General features: G+C 61.4%; 17 protein-coding genes. 14 read left to right on the forward strand and 3 right to left on the reverse strand.

Annotation, left to right across the window (positions count from 1 at the left end; genetic code table 11):
* Nucleotides 1–532: 532 nt before the first annotated feature.
* The 7 genes from GA830_RS06285 to GA830_RS06315 all read left to right on the forward strand — a co-directional run bounded on the left by GA830_RS06285 (nt 533) and on the right by GA830_RS06315 (nt 8,180).
* A complete protein-coding gene (locus tag GA830_RS06285; RefSeq protein ID WP_195164214.1) occupies nt 533–1,495 on the forward strand; it encodes an ArdC family protein in 963 nt (320 codons plus the stop codon).
* A 102-nt stretch (nt 1,496–1,597) separates the two neighbouring features.
* Entirely contained in the window at nt 1,598–2,224 is a 627-nt protein-coding gene (locus tag GA830_RS06290; RefSeq protein WP_195164215.1) for a class I SAM-dependent methyltransferase, read from the forward strand.
* Between the two features lie 2 nt (nt 2,225–2,226).
* Nucleotides 2,227–3,282: a sensor histidine kinase gene (locus GA830_RS06295; RefSeq protein ID WP_195164216.1), complete on the forward strand. Its 1,056-nt coding sequence runs from the start codon at nt 2,227–2,229 to the stop codon at nt 3,280–3,282.
* Nucleotides 3,279–4,037 (forward strand): LytR/AlgR family response regulator transcription factor, encoded by a 759-nt coding sequence (locus GA830_RS06300; RefSeq protein ID WP_195164217.1) that lies wholly within the window; start codon nt 3,279–3,281, stop codon nt 4,035–4,037. Before GA830_RS06295 ends, GA830_RS06300 begins: the two co-directional genes overlap by 4 nt.
* Before the next feature lie 235 nt (nt 4,038–4,272).
* The gene (locus GA830_RS06305; RefSeq protein ID WP_210330849.1) at nt 4,273–4,803 is read left to right on the forward strand and encodes a putative immunity protein; all 531 of its coding nucleotides are present in this window, start codon (nt 4,273–4,275) and stop codon (nt 4,801–4,803) included.
* Between the two features lie 130 nt (nt 4,804–4,933).
* The gene (locus tag GA830_RS06310; protein WP_195164218.1) at nt 4,934–7,036 is read left to right on the forward strand and encodes a ParB/RepB/Spo0J family partition protein; all 2,103 of its coding nucleotides are present in this window, start codon (nt 4,934–4,936) and stop codon (nt 7,034–7,036) included.
* 61 nt (nt 7,037–7,097) lie between these two features.
* Nucleotides 7,098–8,180: a DUF7146 domain-containing protein gene (locus tag GA830_RS06315; RefSeq protein WP_195164219.1), complete on the forward strand. Its 1,083-nt coding sequence runs from the start codon at nt 7,098–7,100 to the stop codon at nt 8,178–8,180.
* Nucleotides 8,181–8,198: 18 nt separating this feature from the next.
* Here GA830_RS06315 and GA830_RS06320 read toward each other — a convergent pair whose 3' ends face one another.
* On the reverse strand, nt 8,199–8,363 hold the full coding sequence (locus GA830_RS06320) for a hypothetical protein (protein ID WP_195164220.1): 165 nt from the start codon (nt 8,361–8,363) through the stop codon (nt 8,199–8,201).
* Nucleotides 8,364–8,489: 126 nt separating this feature from the next.
* Between GA830_RS06320 and GA830_RS06325 the strand changes: the two genes are divergently transcribed.
* Nucleotides 8,490–9,476: a DUF2493 domain-containing protein gene (locus tag GA830_RS06325; protein WP_195164810.1), complete on the forward strand. Its 987-nt coding sequence runs from the start codon at nt 8,490–8,492 to the stop codon at nt 9,474–9,476.
* 97 nt (nt 9,477–9,573) lie between these two features.
* Here the strand turns inward: GA830_RS06325 and GA830_RS06330 are convergent, their stop codons facing one another.
* Nucleotides 9,574–10,236, reverse strand: coding sequence for a TetR/AcrR family transcriptional regulator (locus tag GA830_RS06330; RefSeq protein ID WP_195164221.1), 663 nt, complete (start codon nt 10,234–10,236; stop codon nt 9,574–9,576).
* A gap of 130 nt (nt 10,237–10,366) precedes the next feature.
* Here GA830_RS06330 and GA830_RS06335 point away from each other — a divergent pair, with 130 nt between their 5' ends.
* The 3 genes from GA830_RS06335 (at nt 10,367) to GA830_RS06345 (ending at nt 12,652) form a co-directional block, all read left to right on the forward strand.
* Nucleotides 10,367–10,999, forward strand: coding sequence for a glutathione S-transferase family protein (locus GA830_RS06335; protein WP_258045577.1), 633 nt, complete (start codon nt 10,367–10,369; stop codon nt 10,997–10,999).
* Nucleotides 11,000–11,302: 303 nt separating this feature from the next.
* A complete protein-coding gene (locus tag GA830_RS06340) occupies nt 11,303–11,746 on the forward strand; it encodes a hypothetical protein (protein WP_195164222.1) in 444 nt (147 codons plus the stop codon).
* Nucleotides 11,747–12,331: 585 nt separating this feature from the next.
* Nucleotides 12,332–12,652, forward strand: a complete 321-nt coding sequence (locus tag GA830_RS06345; RefSeq protein WP_195164223.1) for a DUF736 domain-containing protein — start codon at nt 12,332–12,334, stop codon at nt 12,650–12,652.
* Between the two features lie 199 nt (nt 12,653–12,851).
* Here GA830_RS06345 and GA830_RS06350 read toward each other — a convergent pair whose 3' ends face one another.
* Nucleotides 12,852–13,451, reverse strand: coding sequence for a TetR/AcrR family transcriptional regulator (locus tag GA830_RS06350; RefSeq protein ID WP_195164224.1), 600 nt, complete (start codon nt 13,449–13,451; stop codon nt 12,852–12,854).
* 54 nt (nt 13,452–13,505) lie between these two features.
* Here GA830_RS06350 and GA830_RS06355 point away from each other — a divergent pair, with 54 nt between their 5' ends.
* From GA830_RS06355 to GA830_RS06365, 3 genes are read left to right on the forward strand one after another with little or no spacing between them, the layout of a single operon-like run.
* Nucleotides 13,506–13,946: a VOC family protein gene (locus tag GA830_RS06355; protein WP_195164225.1), complete on the forward strand. Its 441-nt coding sequence runs from the start codon at nt 13,506–13,508 to the stop codon at nt 13,944–13,946.
* Complete coding sequence (locus GA830_RS06360; RefSeq protein WP_195164226.1) at nt 13,943–14,344, forward strand: nuclear transport factor 2 family protein; 402 nt, start codon at nt 13,943–13,945, stop codon at nt 14,342–14,344. Before GA830_RS06355 ends, GA830_RS06360 begins: the two co-directional genes overlap by 4 nt.
* Nucleotides 14,341–14,655, forward strand: a complete 315-nt coding sequence (locus tag GA830_RS06365; protein WP_195164227.1) for an MmcQ/YjbR family DNA-binding protein — start codon at nt 14,341–14,343, stop codon at nt 14,653–14,655. Before GA830_RS06360 ends, GA830_RS06365 begins: the two co-directional genes overlap by 4 nt.
* Nucleotides 14,656–14,919 lie beyond the last annotated feature (264 nt).

The raw sequence follows: 14,919 nt of genomic DNA on the forward strand, positions 1-14,919 counted from the left end.
TTTCCAAGCGATGCGCGAGGAAGGCTTGGACGAGGAGCAGATCGCCGCTGCGTTCTTCGTCCATGTCGTCAACAGCGACTGCAACTGCAGCGGTCATTGCGGCTTTACTCGATGTTTATGCCGAGGATGTGGCTGGTAGAAACCCATTTCAGCTTGGTTTCTCTTGCATCGGCATCGCGACTTAATGACATAATTTCAAAGCTCGGTGCATGTTCACTTTGGTGATCATGAATTTTGTCGCCTGTAAGGCGACAAAATTAGCCAGAGACAAAGTGACCGTGTCAACCGACCGAACAACCGGCTCTGCATAAGCATGATAATTGGAGGTGGGCGTCCTGATGATCGGAACTGAAACTTCCGAAATCCATGAGGGGAAAGCCTTCCCCTGCGACCGAGCCTGTAGTCTCGCCGGACCCCTTCTGCGGGAGATTCCCCCGCAACGCCCCCTTTTGAGAGTAAGAGTGCGGACGGGTTTTTCGTGACGGGTTGAGAGCCGGGAGAGAGCTTCCGACGCCCGTCGCGGAGAACCGCGATGTCCAGACATAAGCGCAATGCCGGCGCCAAGCGCGACCGGACCAACATCTATGATGAAATTACAACCAAGATCATCGACGAGTTGGAGGCCGGCCGTGTGCCTTGGGTCCAGCCCTGGGGGACAGCGGCAGCCAAGGCCCCGCTCGCCATGCCGAACAACGCTGCGACCGGTCGCGGCTATTCCGGCATCAACATTCTCATCCTCTGGGGCGCAGTGATTGAGCACGGCTTTCCCGGTCAGAGCTGGCTCACTTTCCGCCAGGCGCTGTCGCTCGGCGGCAACGTTCGGAAGGGCGAACGCGGCACCACTGTTGTTTACGCCGACCGGTTCATCCCGGACGATGAGAAGAAACGCGCCCGCGAGACAGGCGACGATCCCCAGGCAATCCCGTTCCTGAAGCGCTTCACCGTCTTCAATGCCGCGCAATGCGAAAACCTGCCCGAAGAGGTCGCCGTTGCCGCGCCGCCTACCCCGCCCGGACTGATCGCGCCGAAGGTGGAAGCGCTGATCGAAGCGACTGGCATCGATTTTCGTATCGGCGGCAATCGCGCCTTCTACGCGCCGGTTCATGACTATGTGCAGGTGCCGCCACCGCAAGCCTATTTCGAACCGATCAACTGGCACCGCACGGCGCTCCACGAACTTGGGCACGCGTCAGGTCATCCGTCGCGGCTCGACCGCGACATGTCTGGTTCGTTCGGATCGAAGACATACGCCTTCGAGGAACTCGTCGCCGAGATGAATGCCGCCTTCTGCTGTGCTTCACTCGGCATCGTCCCGACCGTGCGCCATGCCGACTATATCGGCTCTTGGCTGGAGGTTTTGCGCGAGGACAATCGCGCCATTGTCCGCGCCGCGTCCAAAGCCAGCAAGGCGGCGGATTATCTGCTCGGGTTTCTGCCAACAACCGAACCGCAAGACCCGGTCGCTGCGGCGGATGTCGCCCGTGCGAATGCGTGACCGTGCAGTTCACCGACCTCAAGGGGCCACTGCCCGATCTGGTCTCGAAAAGGCCGGGCAGACTGCGTATTTTGAGGCATATATCCAACAGAGACCATTCCGATGAATTCGCACTTTTCAACCCCGGCCGCGTACGACCATTTCACGCCAACGCTCTATGACCGCCTCCATGCCCGTTTTCTGCGGCTGTCCGGCGGCGAGGGGCAAAGCGCCATCGAAGGTGCGGTCACCGCTTTGCTGAGACCGGGCATGCGTATTCTCGACGCCGGATGCGGAACGGGCCGTCTTGCACGGAGGCTCCTGAAGACGGAACCGCAGCTCGACATGACCCTGCTGGATTGCAGCCCCAAGCTGCTGCGTGCGTCCTGCGACCTTCCCGTCCGCCGGCTTTACGGCGACCTCACCAATCTCGCCTTGCCGGATCGGCACTTCGATCTGACGCTTGCGCTCTGGGTCATCGAGGCGAGCGACGACCCGCTCCGCGCGATCCGTGAACTCCTCCGCATCACCCGGCCGGGTGGCTATGTGGGGCTATTGTTCTGTTCGCGGACCGATACGAGTGACATGATCGACCGCATCGTGGAACGCGCGGTCATTCTCAAGGGCACGGGCCAGTTCCTCCAGACCAACGCGGTCGTGGACGAACTCATCGCCAGCGGTGCCGATCAGATCCGACAGCTTGCATGCCACGGCCCTGCAACGGCGCTCCTCGCCCGGATAGGAGCCTGACCATGACCGGATCCGACCGACTCCCTTCACGACAGCGCAGCTTCTGGCAGAACGGCCGGGTCGTCGCGATCACCCTCACGATCATGGCTCTATTCGTCTATGTCCTCGGGTTTCGGGCGGCGTCCTTCCCATGGGTCGACGCCATCGGTGCAGCCACGGCCCATGTCATCCCTGGGGCGATCGCCTGCGTTTCGGCTTGGCGCCTTCAGTCGTGGGTCACCGGAAGAAGACCAATCTGGCTGGCGCACAGCCTTCTCGCGATCGGAACCGGCCTCTTCTGGCTCGCGATGACGCTGGCGATCACGCTCATCACCAAACCCGACATCTTCGGGCATGTCGTCCGCGCAGCGTCGCCCGGAACGCTGCTGTCGGGCCTCTTCGTCTATACCGCGATCGCTTTCATCTTCACGCTTGTCCGGACCCGCCAACATGCGGCGGAAAGTGACGCCGCACGGGTCAGAGCCGAGCTCGCCGCCGTCCGCGCCCGCGTCGAGCCGCATTTTCTCTACAATACCCTTGAGACGATTGCGGGACTGATCCGGCACCAGCCGGACGCCGCAGAGACCGCGATCGGGCAACTCGGCCGCTTGCTGCGCCGGGTGCTCGATGTGACCGGACAGGAGGCCGGTGATCCTCTCATCGCATTGCAGGAGGAGTTGATTCTGGTGCGCGACTATCTTGCCATCGAACAATTGCGCCTCGGCGACCGGTTGCAGATCATCGAGAAAATCGACGCCGATACGCACGATCTGGGGTTTCCCGCTTTCGGCCTGCAGGTGCTGGTCGAGAATGCGATCCTGCACGGCATCGCGCCGAAACCGGACGGCGGAACCATCTCATTGACCGCAGCGCATCAAGGCGGCCAGCTTGTCGTGACCGTGTCAGATGATGGCCTTGGCGCGGAAGAAGCCGCAATACTGCGTGGCGGCCTCGGTCTCAGCCTGCTGCGCACGCGGATTGAGGCGCATTTTCCGGGCGCGACCACCTTCGATGTGGCGGCGTCCCCGGGCCGCGGCGTGTCCGTCAGAATTGCCATACCGGCGGTGGAGGCGGAATGAGGATCGACGACAATTCTCTGCATTGCCTCGTCGCCGATGACGAACCGCATATCCGCGACCGAATCTGCCGTCTGGCGGAAGCGGCCGGCCTGAAGGTCGTCGCCAGCGCCGGCAACGGAACCGATGCGCTGCACCTGATCCTGCAGCACGAGCCCGCCATCGCGTTTCTCGATATCCGCATGCCGGGTATGGACGGGTTGCAACTGGTCCACCGGCTCTCCGCCATGGCCCGGCCGCCGGTCGTTGTCTACGTCACCGCCCATGACGAGCACGCAATCGCGGCGTTCGAGCTTTCGGCCATCGATTATGTCATGAAACCCGTGGAGGCCAAGCGCTTCGGGATTGCCGTCGACCGCGCTAGGGCCATCGTTCAGGCATCGACGGCGCGCGACGCTTTGGATCGTCTGAACGGTGCGCTGGCATCCGAACGGCCCGAGCGTCTGACTTTGCGCAGCGGGTCGAAGCTCGTCTCGGTCCGCCCCGCCGATATCCTGCGCTTCCAGGCGGTCGACGACTATGTCGAGGTCCATCTCGCGTCCTCGTCGCACCTGCTTTCGGTCACGATGAATGCCATGGAGCAGACCCTTTCCCTCCCCTTCCTGCGGGTGCATCGCTCCCACATCGTGAATGTCGATCACATACGTGCCTGGTCCACTGGCGGCGGTCGGGCGTCGATCGAGATGAGTGACGGTGTCCTCGTGCCGGTTTCCCGGTCCCGCAAGGACCGGGTCCAGGACATCGTCGCTGATCGGTAACGGTTCCTGCCGAGGGCAGACAGCACCATTTCGGAACCGCCGATCGCGAAGTCACTGATCGCTTCGGTGCGCGGGTCCGGTTTGCCGCCGAACGTGATCGAGGCTGCACATCACCCCTCCGATTTGGTGACGTACGAACCTGTGAACTGAACCCGAATGAAGACCAGACCGAGCGCGGATAATGTACACGGCTCCAAATGGTTGTAAATTCAGCCGCATGACGGATGGGCCCAAGATGATCGACCTCAGCATGACCGAACTCCGGGCGGTGGCCGGCTTCGCGGCAGCCTGCGCGCGGCCCGTTCTGGCGATCTTCGAAGGTGACCGCCCCGACGACAGGCGTCCGCGCGCTGCAATCGACGCGGCCGAGGCTTTCGCAAATGGCGCCAAGCGGTCGAAGTCGATACGTGACTGTGCATGGGCAGCCCAGCTGGCCGCGCGCGATGCCCGAGACGCGGGACAATCAGCAGCCAGTGAGGCTGCGCGCGCCGCCCTCGCCGCGGCAGGTGCGGCGTTTCTCCATCCGCTCCCCAATGCGACCCAGGTCAAACATATACTCGGATCAGCCGGTCACGCCGCACGAGCGGTCGAACTCTCCACCGGCAGTTCTCCGGATGCAGGAATTGCTCAGATCGCGCAGTCACACGCCCTTGCGCCACCGGTCGTGATCGACGTCCTCCGGCGCTACCCACCAGCCCCTTCGGGCGGTGGGCGGGTAGGAGATTTGATACGCCAATTGGACGCATCGCTCCGGCTCAACTCCTGACCATGGTCGGGTTTTCTTCGGGGTTGCGCTCGGCGGCTCCGTAGGGAGAGAGGGATAGGAGTGAGGGGGTTTTCGTGACGGGTTGGAAGTCGAGAGAGAGGCTCCCGGCCGCCCGTCGCGGAGAAAACCGATGACCACGAAGAACCCCAAGTCGAAGATCGCGCTTAGCGTGTCGCGCGACATTCCCTTCAACAAGCTGGTGCTGTCCCAGTCGAACGTGCGGCGAATCAAGGCCGGCGTCGCGATCGAGGAGCTGGCGGCGGATATCGCCCGGCGCACGCTCCTGCAGAGCCTGACCGTGCGGCCCGTCCTCGACGCGGACGGCGCGGAAACTGGCATGTTCGAGATCCCGGCCGGTGGGCGGCGCTACCGCGCGCTCGAACTGCTGGTGAAACAGAAGCGCCTGACCCGGACCGCACCCATCCCCTGCGTGATCCGCACCGAGGGTCTCGCCGAGGAGGACAGTCTCGCCGAGAACATTCAGCGGGCACCGCTGCATCCGCTCGACCAGTTCCGCGCCTTCCAGGCGATGCGGGAGAAAGGCATGGGCGAGGAGGAGATCGCCGCCGCGTTCTTCATCTCGGTGAATGTCGTCAAGCAGCGGTTGCGTCTGGCGTCCGTTAGCGAGACCCTGCGCGACGCCTATGCCGCCGACGAGATGACCCTCGATCATTTGATGGCGTTCACGGTCAATCCTGACCATGCGCGCCAGGTTCAAGTGTGGGAGGCGATCAAGGACTCTTATACCAAGCAGCCCTATCAGATCCGGCGCATGCTGACCGAAGACGCGGTGCGAGCGTCGGACAAGCGGGCGCAGTTCATCGGCATCGACGCCTATGTCGAGGCAGGCGGTGCCGTGATGCGCGACCTGTTCGAAAGCGACGATGGCGGCTGGCTCGAGGATATCGGCCTGGTCGATATGCTCGTGACCGAGAAGCTGAATGAGGAGGCCGAGGCGATCCGGGCCGAAGGCTGGAAATGGATCGAGGTCGGTCTCGATTTCCCCTACGGCCACACCTATGGGCTGCGGCGTCTTTTCGGCGAACAGGAGCCGCTCACCGATGAGCAGCAGGCGGCGCGCGACGCGTTGCAGGAAGAACTCGACAAGCTCGAGGCCGAGTATGCCGATGCACCGGAACTGCCCGACGAGATCGACGAACGCCTGGGTGAGATCGAGACGGCGATCGACGCCATCGACGATCGTCCGCTGGTCTACGATGCCGATGAGGTCTCGCGCGCCGGTGCGTTCATCAGCATCAGCCCGAGCGGTCACCTGCATGTCGCGCGCGGATTCGTGCGGCCCGATGATGAGTTGCCGGTCGCGCCGGAGGCCGATGAGACGGAGACGTCCAGCACCGGTGACGGTGAAACCGAGGCTGGCGGATCGCAGTCTGTCGATCCTGCCAACGAACCGGATGAGGATGAAGGCCTAAAACCGATCCCCGACCGGCTCGTCACCGAACTGACCGCGCATCGCACCGTGGCACTAAGGCTTGCGCTCGGCGGATCCTTCGACACGGCGTTCCTCACCTGTCTGCACAAGTTCGTGTTGGATCAGTTCTACGGCCACGCGCAGGACAGCTGTCTCGAACTCTCGGCGAAATGCATCTATTTCGGATCGCAGGCGCCGGGTCTGGGAGAAACGCCCTATGCTACAGCGCTCAATGAACGGCATGAGGCCTTCTCGGGCAATCTGCCGAACGATCCCGAAAAGCTATGGGGCCATCTGGAAGTGCTCGACAGCGACACGCGTCAGGCGCTGTTCGCCCATTGCGTGGCCCTGACGGCGAACGCGACGGTGGAGGCCTACAACCGCAGACCGCGGGCGATTGCTGACGCCGACAGGTTGGCGGTCACCGTCGGTCTCGACATGGCGGCAGCGGGCTGGAAGCCGACGGCCGAGGCCTATCTCGGACGGGTCACCAAGGCGCGCATTGCGGCTGCGGTGGCCGAGGTGAAGGGCGACAAGATCGCGTCCGACCTCGAAGCGCTCAAGAAGGACGCGATGGTGGCGCGGGCTGAAGACCTGCTCGCCGACACCAGCTGGCTGCCCGAACCGCTGCGCAAGCCGAAAGAGACCGTCGAGGTGCCATCCGAAGATGTTGCGGGCGGCGAGACTGCCGAGAGCGCACGATCGGCGGCAAACGACGGCGAAACGGCCATGGACCAGGAAGATGATCCCGCCGACACTGACGAAGCGGGACAGGATGACGAGATGGTCGCCGCCGAATAACAAACCCTCCCACACCTGGGCCCGCCGAAAGGTGGGCCCCTTTTTCTTTGGAGGGAACGTGATGTCTCAATCCATTGCCACGCTGACGGAAGCCCTGGCGCGCAATGCCGAGGCGGTGTGTCGGCATTATCTGCCGAACGGCCGCCGTGAGGGCCACTACTGGATGATCGGCGATGTGCGCGGCACGTCGGGCCGGTCGATGTTTGTGCGTCTCAAAGGATCGGAGAGCGGCAAAGGCGCGGCCGGCAAATGGACCGATGCGGCCACCTCCGAACATGGCGACCTGCTCGATATCATCCGCGAGAGCTGCGGGCTCTCCGATTTCAAGGATGTTGCGGAGGAAGCGCGGCGGTTCCTCAGTCTGCCCCGATCTGAACCGCAGACTGACCAGAATCCGCGACCCGCATCAGTCCCCACCGGATCACCTAAAGCCGCGCGGCGGCTCTTTGCAATGGCGCAGCCGATCGTGGGCACACTTGCGGAAACCTATTTTCATAACCGCGGCATCACAGCTCTGCCTGAGACCGGAAGCCTGCGGTTCCATCCGCGCTGCTATTACCGTCCTGACCGCGATGCCGAAACGGAAGTCTGGCCCGCATTGGTCGCAGCGGTCACCGATCTCGATGGCACAATCACTGGCGCACACCGAACCTGGCTTGATCCCGAAGGATTCACCGAAGCCACTTTGGGCAAGGCCCCGATCGACACACCGCGCCGCGCAATGGGCAATCTGCTCGGCCATGCAGTTCGGTTCGGTACCGCGCATGATGTCATGGCGGCGGGCGAAGGCATCGAGACCACGCTGTCGCTGAGAATCGTCCTGCCCCACATGCCGATGGTGGCTGCACTCTCCGCTGCTCATCTGGCGGCAATCCTGTTCCCGGCAACACTACGCCGTCTCTATATCGCCCGTGACAACGACCCGGCCGGGGATGGCGCAATGGAGACCCTGATCGACCGGGCGCAAGAGGCCGATATCGAGGCCATCACGCTGTCGCCGCAGCTCGGGGACTTCAACGAGGATCTGCGCCTTCTCGGGATCGATGCCCTGCGCAGCGCCATGCGCATCCAGATCGCACCGAATGATGTCGCGCGTTTCATGAACGTGTCAGGCGTCGCCGGGAGGGAGGCGGAGCGGGTCTGACGTTCATGTCGGGACCGGTCACGGGACGCGCGCACCATCATCGGTAAGAGCCGCGACCTCGGCCTTCTTCAGAGGGCGAACGGACGGCAGACGGTGCGGACCGGCAATGGCTGCGCCCGGTTCTTTTCCGGCGGCGGGCAAGCCCGCCTTTCCATCGCGAAGCAAAAGAACCGGCTTCGCCATCCTCCGCTGCGCTTCGGCCCTCCACTCCTTCTCGGCATGATTTCGTCCCAAAACAGCTAGCCACTTTTGGGGATCATGCCCGTCGCTCCGGGTGCAGGTCCGCCCCGCCTGCCGTCTTTCGTCGCCATGAAGGCCGAGGCGGTCGCGGTCAAACCGACGAAGGAGCATCCCATGTATACCGATCCCCACGACACCGATGACGAGCCCCATCACAGCGCTTCTCCCACCGACACGATCTGCACCGAACTGCAACTGCACGGCTACCGCCATTCCGCAAACGATCCCGATCCGCGCGACGTGCCCGAGGACCACAAGATCGAAGGCGCCGTTGCCGATATCTTCGATGCCCTCGTGGCGACGATGGCGGACACCATCCTCGATCACGATCTCGACGAACTGCTCTGGTCGGCGGTCAACATGTTCCACCGCGCCACCGACCGGATCGAGCGCAAGCTCGACGACAACGAACAGGCGCAGAAACGCGGGCAGCGTGAACAGGACGGCTCCGAGGTTAAAGCAGTCCAGTTGGAGGACCTGATCGCCACCGGGCAATCGCTTCTCGAACGCCGCGACTGCATGGAGGTCTTCCGTGACAGTGCCGCCGCTCATTATCTTCACCTGACGGGCTCACCCTGGTCCGCACGATCCGGATCACGGGTCAATCATCGTAACCTCACCTCGGCGATGATCGACAGCCGGGATTTCCTGGCCGCGAAGAAACGCGCCGATACTGAAGTGCATCTCCCCGCAGGCACCAAGATCGCGTTCACCGGCGGGATGGACTTCAACGATCATCGGCTGATCTGGGACACGCTCGACAAGGTGTTTGCCAAGCACACCGACATGGTTCTGCTGCATGGCGGATCACCAAAAGGTGCCGAATTGATTGCCGCCAAATGGGCCGAAACCCGCAAGGTCGCGCAGGTCGCTTTCAAGCCTGATTGGGCGAAACATGCCAAGGCCGCACCATTCAAGCGCAACGATGCGATCCTCGATGTCCTGCCGATCGGGGTCATCCTATTTCCCGGCACCGGCATCCAGGACAATTTCGCCGACAAGGCGCGGAAACTCGGCATCAAAGCCTATGATTTCCGCAGAAAGGGCGGCGCGTGAGCGCCGTCCCAACATCGATTGTAGCCACAGTCTGCCGTTTTCCTATTCCAGTGTTCGTTCGACAGATTCGGAGCGGTGACAAGGCAGACTCGCGTCTTTAGCGCATCAATGGCCGCTTTTCAGGGTCATCTTTAGTAACTGCGTATTTTACGAGGAACAGATCGACCGTTTCACATGCGTGCTTCTTCATCTGTCGGGGTCCGGGGATGGCGGAATCTCCGAGATGCATTGCTTCGCTCGTGGGTCCGCCCATGAGAAGCCAGTTGAATTGTTTCGCGGCTACCCTCGAGTCAGTGACTGAAAGCGTGCCTTCGGACGCGAAATGATCAAGCGCCTGCGAGAGGCGATCTATCGCACGACCCGGTCCCTCACGGTAGAGGGCCGCACCAAGTTCCGGAAACCTGCCGCTTTCTCCAATCACCATGCGCCGCAGTTGCATCAGTCGAGGCTTTAGTACCGCTTTGAGCTGTTCGTTGGCAAAACGAAGCAGCCACTCTTCTGGACCAGTTCCGTCCGGCAACCGTTCGACCTCGCGCCCGACATTGCGGGCCGCACCGCCTGCTAGAGAACCGACGACCTCATGAAATAGCGTCTCTTTGCTCTGGAAGTGGCTGTAGATCGTCTGCACGGAAACCTTCGCCTGCGCCGCGATTTGATCCATCGTCGCGCCAAGAAACCCCTGATCCAGGAACACGTCAGCCGCCGCCGCTATGATCTTGGCCCTGCTGCGCTCGATCCTCGTGTTGGCTCCGTTTGACACCGGCCGCCTGCCTTTCGTTTTTCAACCGAGCCTAAGCATGATTGACAGAGTTAAATGGAACGTTCATTCTAATCAATGATAGTCCGCGGTGGTGGTGCCGCGCAAGACGCTTGTGAGAGGATTGCTACTGATGAAACTTTACGGAACGCCGCCCACACGCGCCCTTCGCGCCATGTGGCTGCTTAACGAATTGGAGATCGATTGCGAGATCGTCACCGTCAACATGGGCGAAAAAGAACAGGCTAGCCCCGAAATGCTGGCATTGAACCCGACGGGAAAGCTGCCCTTTCTGGTCGATGGCGAAGACGTCATCGCCGAATCCTGTGCCATCCAGCTCTACCTCGCCGAGAAGTACTCGGACAAAGGCTTCATGGGACGCAACTTGTCAGAGCGTGGTCAGATCTACCGCTGGATGTTTTTCCTCGCGACCGAGATCGAACAGCCCCTGTGGCGCATTGCCCTTCATACCCGTTTGTATCGCGAAGACGAGCGGCTCCCCGCGGATGTGCCGCTCGCAAAGCGTGATGGCAAAGCGATGATCGCCGTCTTCGAAGACCACATGAAAGACCGCGAGTTTGTCGTCGGTGACCGTCTGACCGTCGCTGACTTCAACGCTGCCTACACTCTGAACTGGGCGCGGGATGGTGGCATCCTCGACAACGCGCCAGCGCTGAATGCTTATGTCGAACGGATGTATGCACGGCCGAAAGCGCCGCCGACCATAGAAGAGGCGTGGGCCGAGCTGAAACGCATGATCGGCTGAAGCTGCGGAAACCTTAGAGACAAAAGGCCGACTTTGGTTGCTGCGTGTAGCATCGGTTAATTCGGTTCCATTCCGGTTGTTCGCCGCATTGCGCAAAAAAGTCTGCTTATCGCTGACGCGTTTGGCGTCTTTGTCGGCGAGTTCGGAGTTCTCAGATGTTGGCCCGTTGCAATAAAAGGATTACCGCAGGCAACACACCAGTTTTAACCTGTCTCAAACATTCCGTTTTTGCTATACTATGTTGGTGCCAAGGTGGTGGTGGAAGGCGCAACCGTTCATTGCAATTGCACGGAGACTTTCACCATGATCTTTCTCAACATCCTTCTTCTCGTCGGAATTATCGGCACGCTGTGCTGGCTCCTGTTCGCATTTGCCGTCTACGCGCTGCCGCTGTTCGTCGGGGTCACTGTCGGCATGTGGGCGTACGGCAGCGGCGCTGGTGTCGTAGGTGGCGTTATCGTTGGCGTACTCGCCGCCGGTGCGGTCGCCATTATCGGCCAACTCATCTTCGCTTTCGCACGTCCACTCTGGATTCGCCTGATTGTTGCGCTCCTGTTCGCCGGTCCGGCAGCCATTGCCGGATATGCGGCCACGCATGGTATCGCGAAGCATCTCATGCCGTCAGATGGCTGGCAGATGGCATTTTCCTTTGTCGGCGCGGTCGCTGTCGGTATCACCGCTCTGTTTCGGATGGCGGGAACGGCCCCGCCCGAGCCGGGCATGGAGCGTGCAGGCGGCGCTCAGTGACCGAGTTCTGCCGGAAAGGGATGTGGTTTGGCGGTGGCGCGCATCCGTGCCGCCTCTTCGATAGGCGATACCGCGATGGCAGAATGGAAGTCCAGATTCGACCGAGACGCGAACCACCTGTTTTCAAGGTTATCGAGCTGGCTGCCGAAAGCGCAGGCCGTCACAACACGCAGTGGACGTGTTCTTTCAAAGTCTGCTGGAATGGCTTCCGAAACAACGGTTCGTGCCTGACATGGGTGACGAAGGCCTGTGATCACTTGTGTAGCCAGAATCCCTCGGTGTCACTCGGTTTCCAAATTCTCCGTAAGCATCTCTGTTGGGGTCGACCGCTCCAAATGGCCTCTTCAATGGGCTGATCTGGCCGAAGGACGGCTGCGCCTCGACCGCCTAAGGCTCAACGGTGCCGGCCCACTTTCTTCCCCTGTCGGCTACGCCGCCCTTCCTCGCGCGACAAGAAAGTCTCCCGTCACCGTCCTCCACTGACGTTACGGCCCTGCGGGTGAGCCGTCGGTCGCCTCCGGCCCGCCGATCGCCATCGAGGCCGCAATGGTGCGGGCTCGAGAACAAAGAGAACGGAGAAATACCATGGCAACCATCGGCACCTTCAAGAAGTCCGGCACCGAATACACCGGCGAAATCGTCACCCTCAACGTGCAGGCCAAGAACGTCCGCATCGTTCCCGAAACCAGCCAGACCAGCGAGAACGCCCCCAGCCACCGCGTCCTGGTCGGCCGCGCCGAAATCGGCGCCGCCTGGTCGAAGACCTCGAACGAGGGTCGCGACTATCTCGGCCTCAAGCTGGACGATCCGAGCTTCACCGCTCCGATCTACGCCAACCTCTTCGACGACGAGGACGAAGGCTACAGCCTCATCTGGTCCCGCCCCAGCCGCCGCAACGGCGACTGAGGGACCAGCGCGACGCCCCGCCCGGACAATCCGGGCGGGGCATTCCGATGTTCCGAAGGATTTGCCGTAGTTCATCCGCCGCCTGATCGAAGAGCAGTAAGCGCATATTGGAACATCGCATCGCGACGAGTGAAAGGCAGGGTTCGGCGCGGCGCACGATCACCTGATTGCCGTGAGCGATGGACTCTAGCACGCCAGACTATGGTTCCGATCGGAGTTTCAGGAGCTCGACCGCCTTCTCCACCAGCGCTTCCGCAAAACCGAGGTTTAATGGACGATGGCCAACGAGGAGCCGGTAGAAAATGGGCGCGTAGATCATGTCCAGCAAGACTTCGATATCCGGAGGTGGCTTTATTTCGCCACGCTGCGCCGCCTCGTCAAGCAGTTGCCGACCCGCCTCGCGCCCCGAGAGGATGATCCGGTTGCGAAAGGCACGGGTCATCTCGCTGTCCGGATCCGCTGTGGCCAAGGCCAAAGCAATCTGCCGACCGCGGGTAGTTGCGAACACCTGAACGATATCCTTGATCTGGCGCTTGAGGGCATCGCCAAGATCGCTCTGCTTCCTGGCCGCTGCAATTTCAGGGTGACCTTCCATCAGTGCTGCCATGGCAAGTTCGCTGGCATTGGCCCAGTTGCGATAAATCGTTGGCTTGCCCACACCCGACCGGGCCGCGACTGCCTCTATCGAAATGCGGCCCAGTCCATCCTGCATCAATATGTCGTATGCGGCCGCCAACGCCTTGCGCCGGGCGGCTTTGCTTGGCGGACGACCGCGCAGTTTGGGACTGTCTTGACTCATTTCATTACGAGTCGTAACGTAACTATAAGATTACATCAAGAGAAGGATTACTCGATGGTCAGAACTCTCGTCCCCTATCTCGTTGCAAAGGATGCCGCGCGCGCCATTGAATTTTATCGCAAGGCGTTCGGAGCGGTGGAAGTCTTCAAGATGATCGACCCTGGTGACGGGCGCGTCGGACATGCGGAACTGACCATTGATGACAGTCAGTTCATGCTGGCTGACGAGTATCCCGATTTCGGCGCGGTCAGCCCGGACACGATTGGAGGTTCGCCGGTCACACTTCATCTTTCGACAGAAACGGTCGATGCCGACGTGGAACGTGCTGTTGCGGCCGGCGCCCTGCTTTTGCGCGCACCTAAGGATCAGTCCTTTGGCGAACGCAGTGCAACCCTGCAGGACCCATTCGGCCACCGCTGGATGCTTTCCCAGACAATCGAGAAGATCACACCAGCCGAAATGCAGTCGCGCTGGGACGAGGAAACCTCTGCATGAACCGGGCCATCAAAGATCAGCTTGAGGCCGCCGAGCAAGCTTTCAATGCGGCCATGATCAGCAATGACCCGGACGCGATCCGGCAATGCATCACGGACGACTGGGTGCTTGTCACTCCGGAAAGCGGACCCGTATCGGCGAAGAAGCTTCTGGACTTGATCACTACCGGCAGCCTCACCCATGACACCATGACCAAAACGACGCATCACATTCACATCCTGGGTGAGGTCGCGACTGTCACCGGTCGCGGCCAGAATACCGGTCGGTTTCATGGCGCACCCATCGCGGCGGACGAATGGATCACGGATGTCTACCAGAAGGTCGATGGCAGGTGGCGCTGTGTGTTGACCCATCTTGCACCTGCCCTTGGCGAGGCCGAGGTGCAAATCGCCCAATGACGACCAGTGAGGCATTCGGCGAGCTGGCGCTCTCACTCCATGGCACGAAGGAAGTGGCTCATTTTGACAGACGGGCCTTCAAGGTTCGCCGGATCTTCGCATCGCTTGCGCCGGACGGGGACACAGCAAACCTTTACCTCACGCCACCCGAGCAAGAGCGGTGGTGCGACCTCTTTCCCGAAGCATTCGCGCCTGTCCCCAACAAGTGGGGATCCAGAGGTTGGACGCAGGTTCGGCTTGCTCAGATCAAGTCGGTCGATCTTCATGCCGCATTGCGGGTCGCATGGTCAAACTGTGGCGGCGCGGAATGAAACAGGTTGTTGAAACGCCCTTGGTTGTGAGCTGACAAAGTCAAGCTTCACCGCTTTGATCTACGCCAACCACTTCGAAGCCGAGGACCACGGTTAAAGCCTCATCTGGCCCCGTCCCAGCCGCTGCAACGCCGACCGAACGACCCGCGCGATGCCCCGCCCGGTCAGCCGGGCGGGGGCAATTCGTTTCGCAGAAAGGCCGCATCCAACCCAACTTGCAGAATTTCCACAATGCAGCGAATGTCGGGTTTTTTGGCCTATGCA

This window comes from Mesorhizobium sp. NBSH29 (assembly GCF_015500055.1).
Lineage (GTDB): Bacteria > Pseudomonadota > Alphaproteobacteria > Rhizobiales > Rhizobiaceae > Neomesorhizobium.

What these genes read in the sequence shown, in the direction of transcription:
- GA830_RS06300 (WP_195164217.1), top strand. Translation starts at nt 3,279, where the DNA reads ATGAGGATCGACGACAATTCTCTGCATTGCCTCGTCGCCGATGACGAA.
- GA830_RS06310 (WP_195164218.1), top strand. Translation starts at nt 4,934, where the DNA reads ATGACCACGAAGAACCCCAAGTCGAAGATCGCGCTTAGCGTGTCGCGC.
- GA830_RS06315 (WP_195164219.1), top strand. Translation starts at nt 7,098, where the DNA reads ATGTCTCAATCCATTGCCACGCTGACGGAAGCCCTGGCGCGCAATGCC.
- GA830_RS06355 (WP_195164225.1), top strand. Translation starts at nt 13,506, where the DNA reads ATGGTCAGAACTCTCGTCCCCTATCTCGTTGCAAAGGATGCCGCGCGC.
- GA830_RS06365 (WP_195164227.1), top strand. Translation starts at nt 14,341, where the DNA reads ATGACGACCAGTGAGGCATTCGGCGAGCTGGCGCTCTCACTCCATGGC.
- GA830_RS06350 (WP_195164224.1), bottom strand. Translation starts at nt 13,451, where the DNA reads ATGAGTCAAGACAGTCCCAAACTGCGCGGTCGTCCGCCAAGCAAAGCC.
- GA830_RS06335 (WP_258045577.1), top strand. Translation starts at nt 10,367, where the DNA reads ATGAAACTTTACGGAACGCCGCCCACACGCGCCCTTCGCGCCATGTGG.
- GA830_RS06320 (WP_195164220.1), bottom strand. Translation starts at nt 8,363, where the DNA reads ATGGCGAAGCCGGTTCTTTTGCTTCGCGATGGAAAGGCGGGCTTGCCC.
- GA830_RS06340 (WP_195164222.1), top strand. Translation starts at nt 11,303, where the DNA reads ATGATCTTTCTCAACATCCTTCTTCTCGTCGGAATTATCGGCACGCTG.
- GA830_RS06295 (WP_195164216.1), top strand. Translation starts at nt 2,227, where the DNA reads ATGACCGGATCCGACCGACTCCCTTCACGACAGCGCAGCTTCTGGCAG.
- GA830_RS06305 (WP_210330849.1), top strand. Translation starts at nt 4,273, where the DNA reads ATGATCGACCTCAGCATGACCGAACTCCGGGCGGTGGCCGGCTTCGCG.
- GA830_RS06325 (WP_195164810.1), top strand. Translation starts at nt 8,490, where the DNA reads ATGAAGGCCGAGGCGGTCGCGGTCAAACCGACGAAGGAGCATCCCATG.
- GA830_RS06290 (WP_195164215.1), top strand. Translation starts at nt 1,598, where the DNA reads ATGAATTCGCACTTTTCAACCCCGGCCGCGTACGACCATTTCACGCCA.
- GA830_RS06285 (WP_195164214.1), top strand. Translation starts at nt 533, where the DNA reads ATGTCCAGACATAAGCGCAATGCCGGCGCCAAGCGCGACCGGACCAAC.
- GA830_RS06360 (WP_195164226.1), top strand. Translation starts at nt 13,943, where the DNA reads ATGAACCGGGCCATCAAAGATCAGCTTGAGGCCGCCGAGCAAGCTTTC.
- GA830_RS06345 (WP_195164223.1), top strand. Translation starts at nt 12,332, where the DNA reads ATGGCAACCATCGGCACCTTCAAGAAGTCCGGCACCGAATACACCGGC.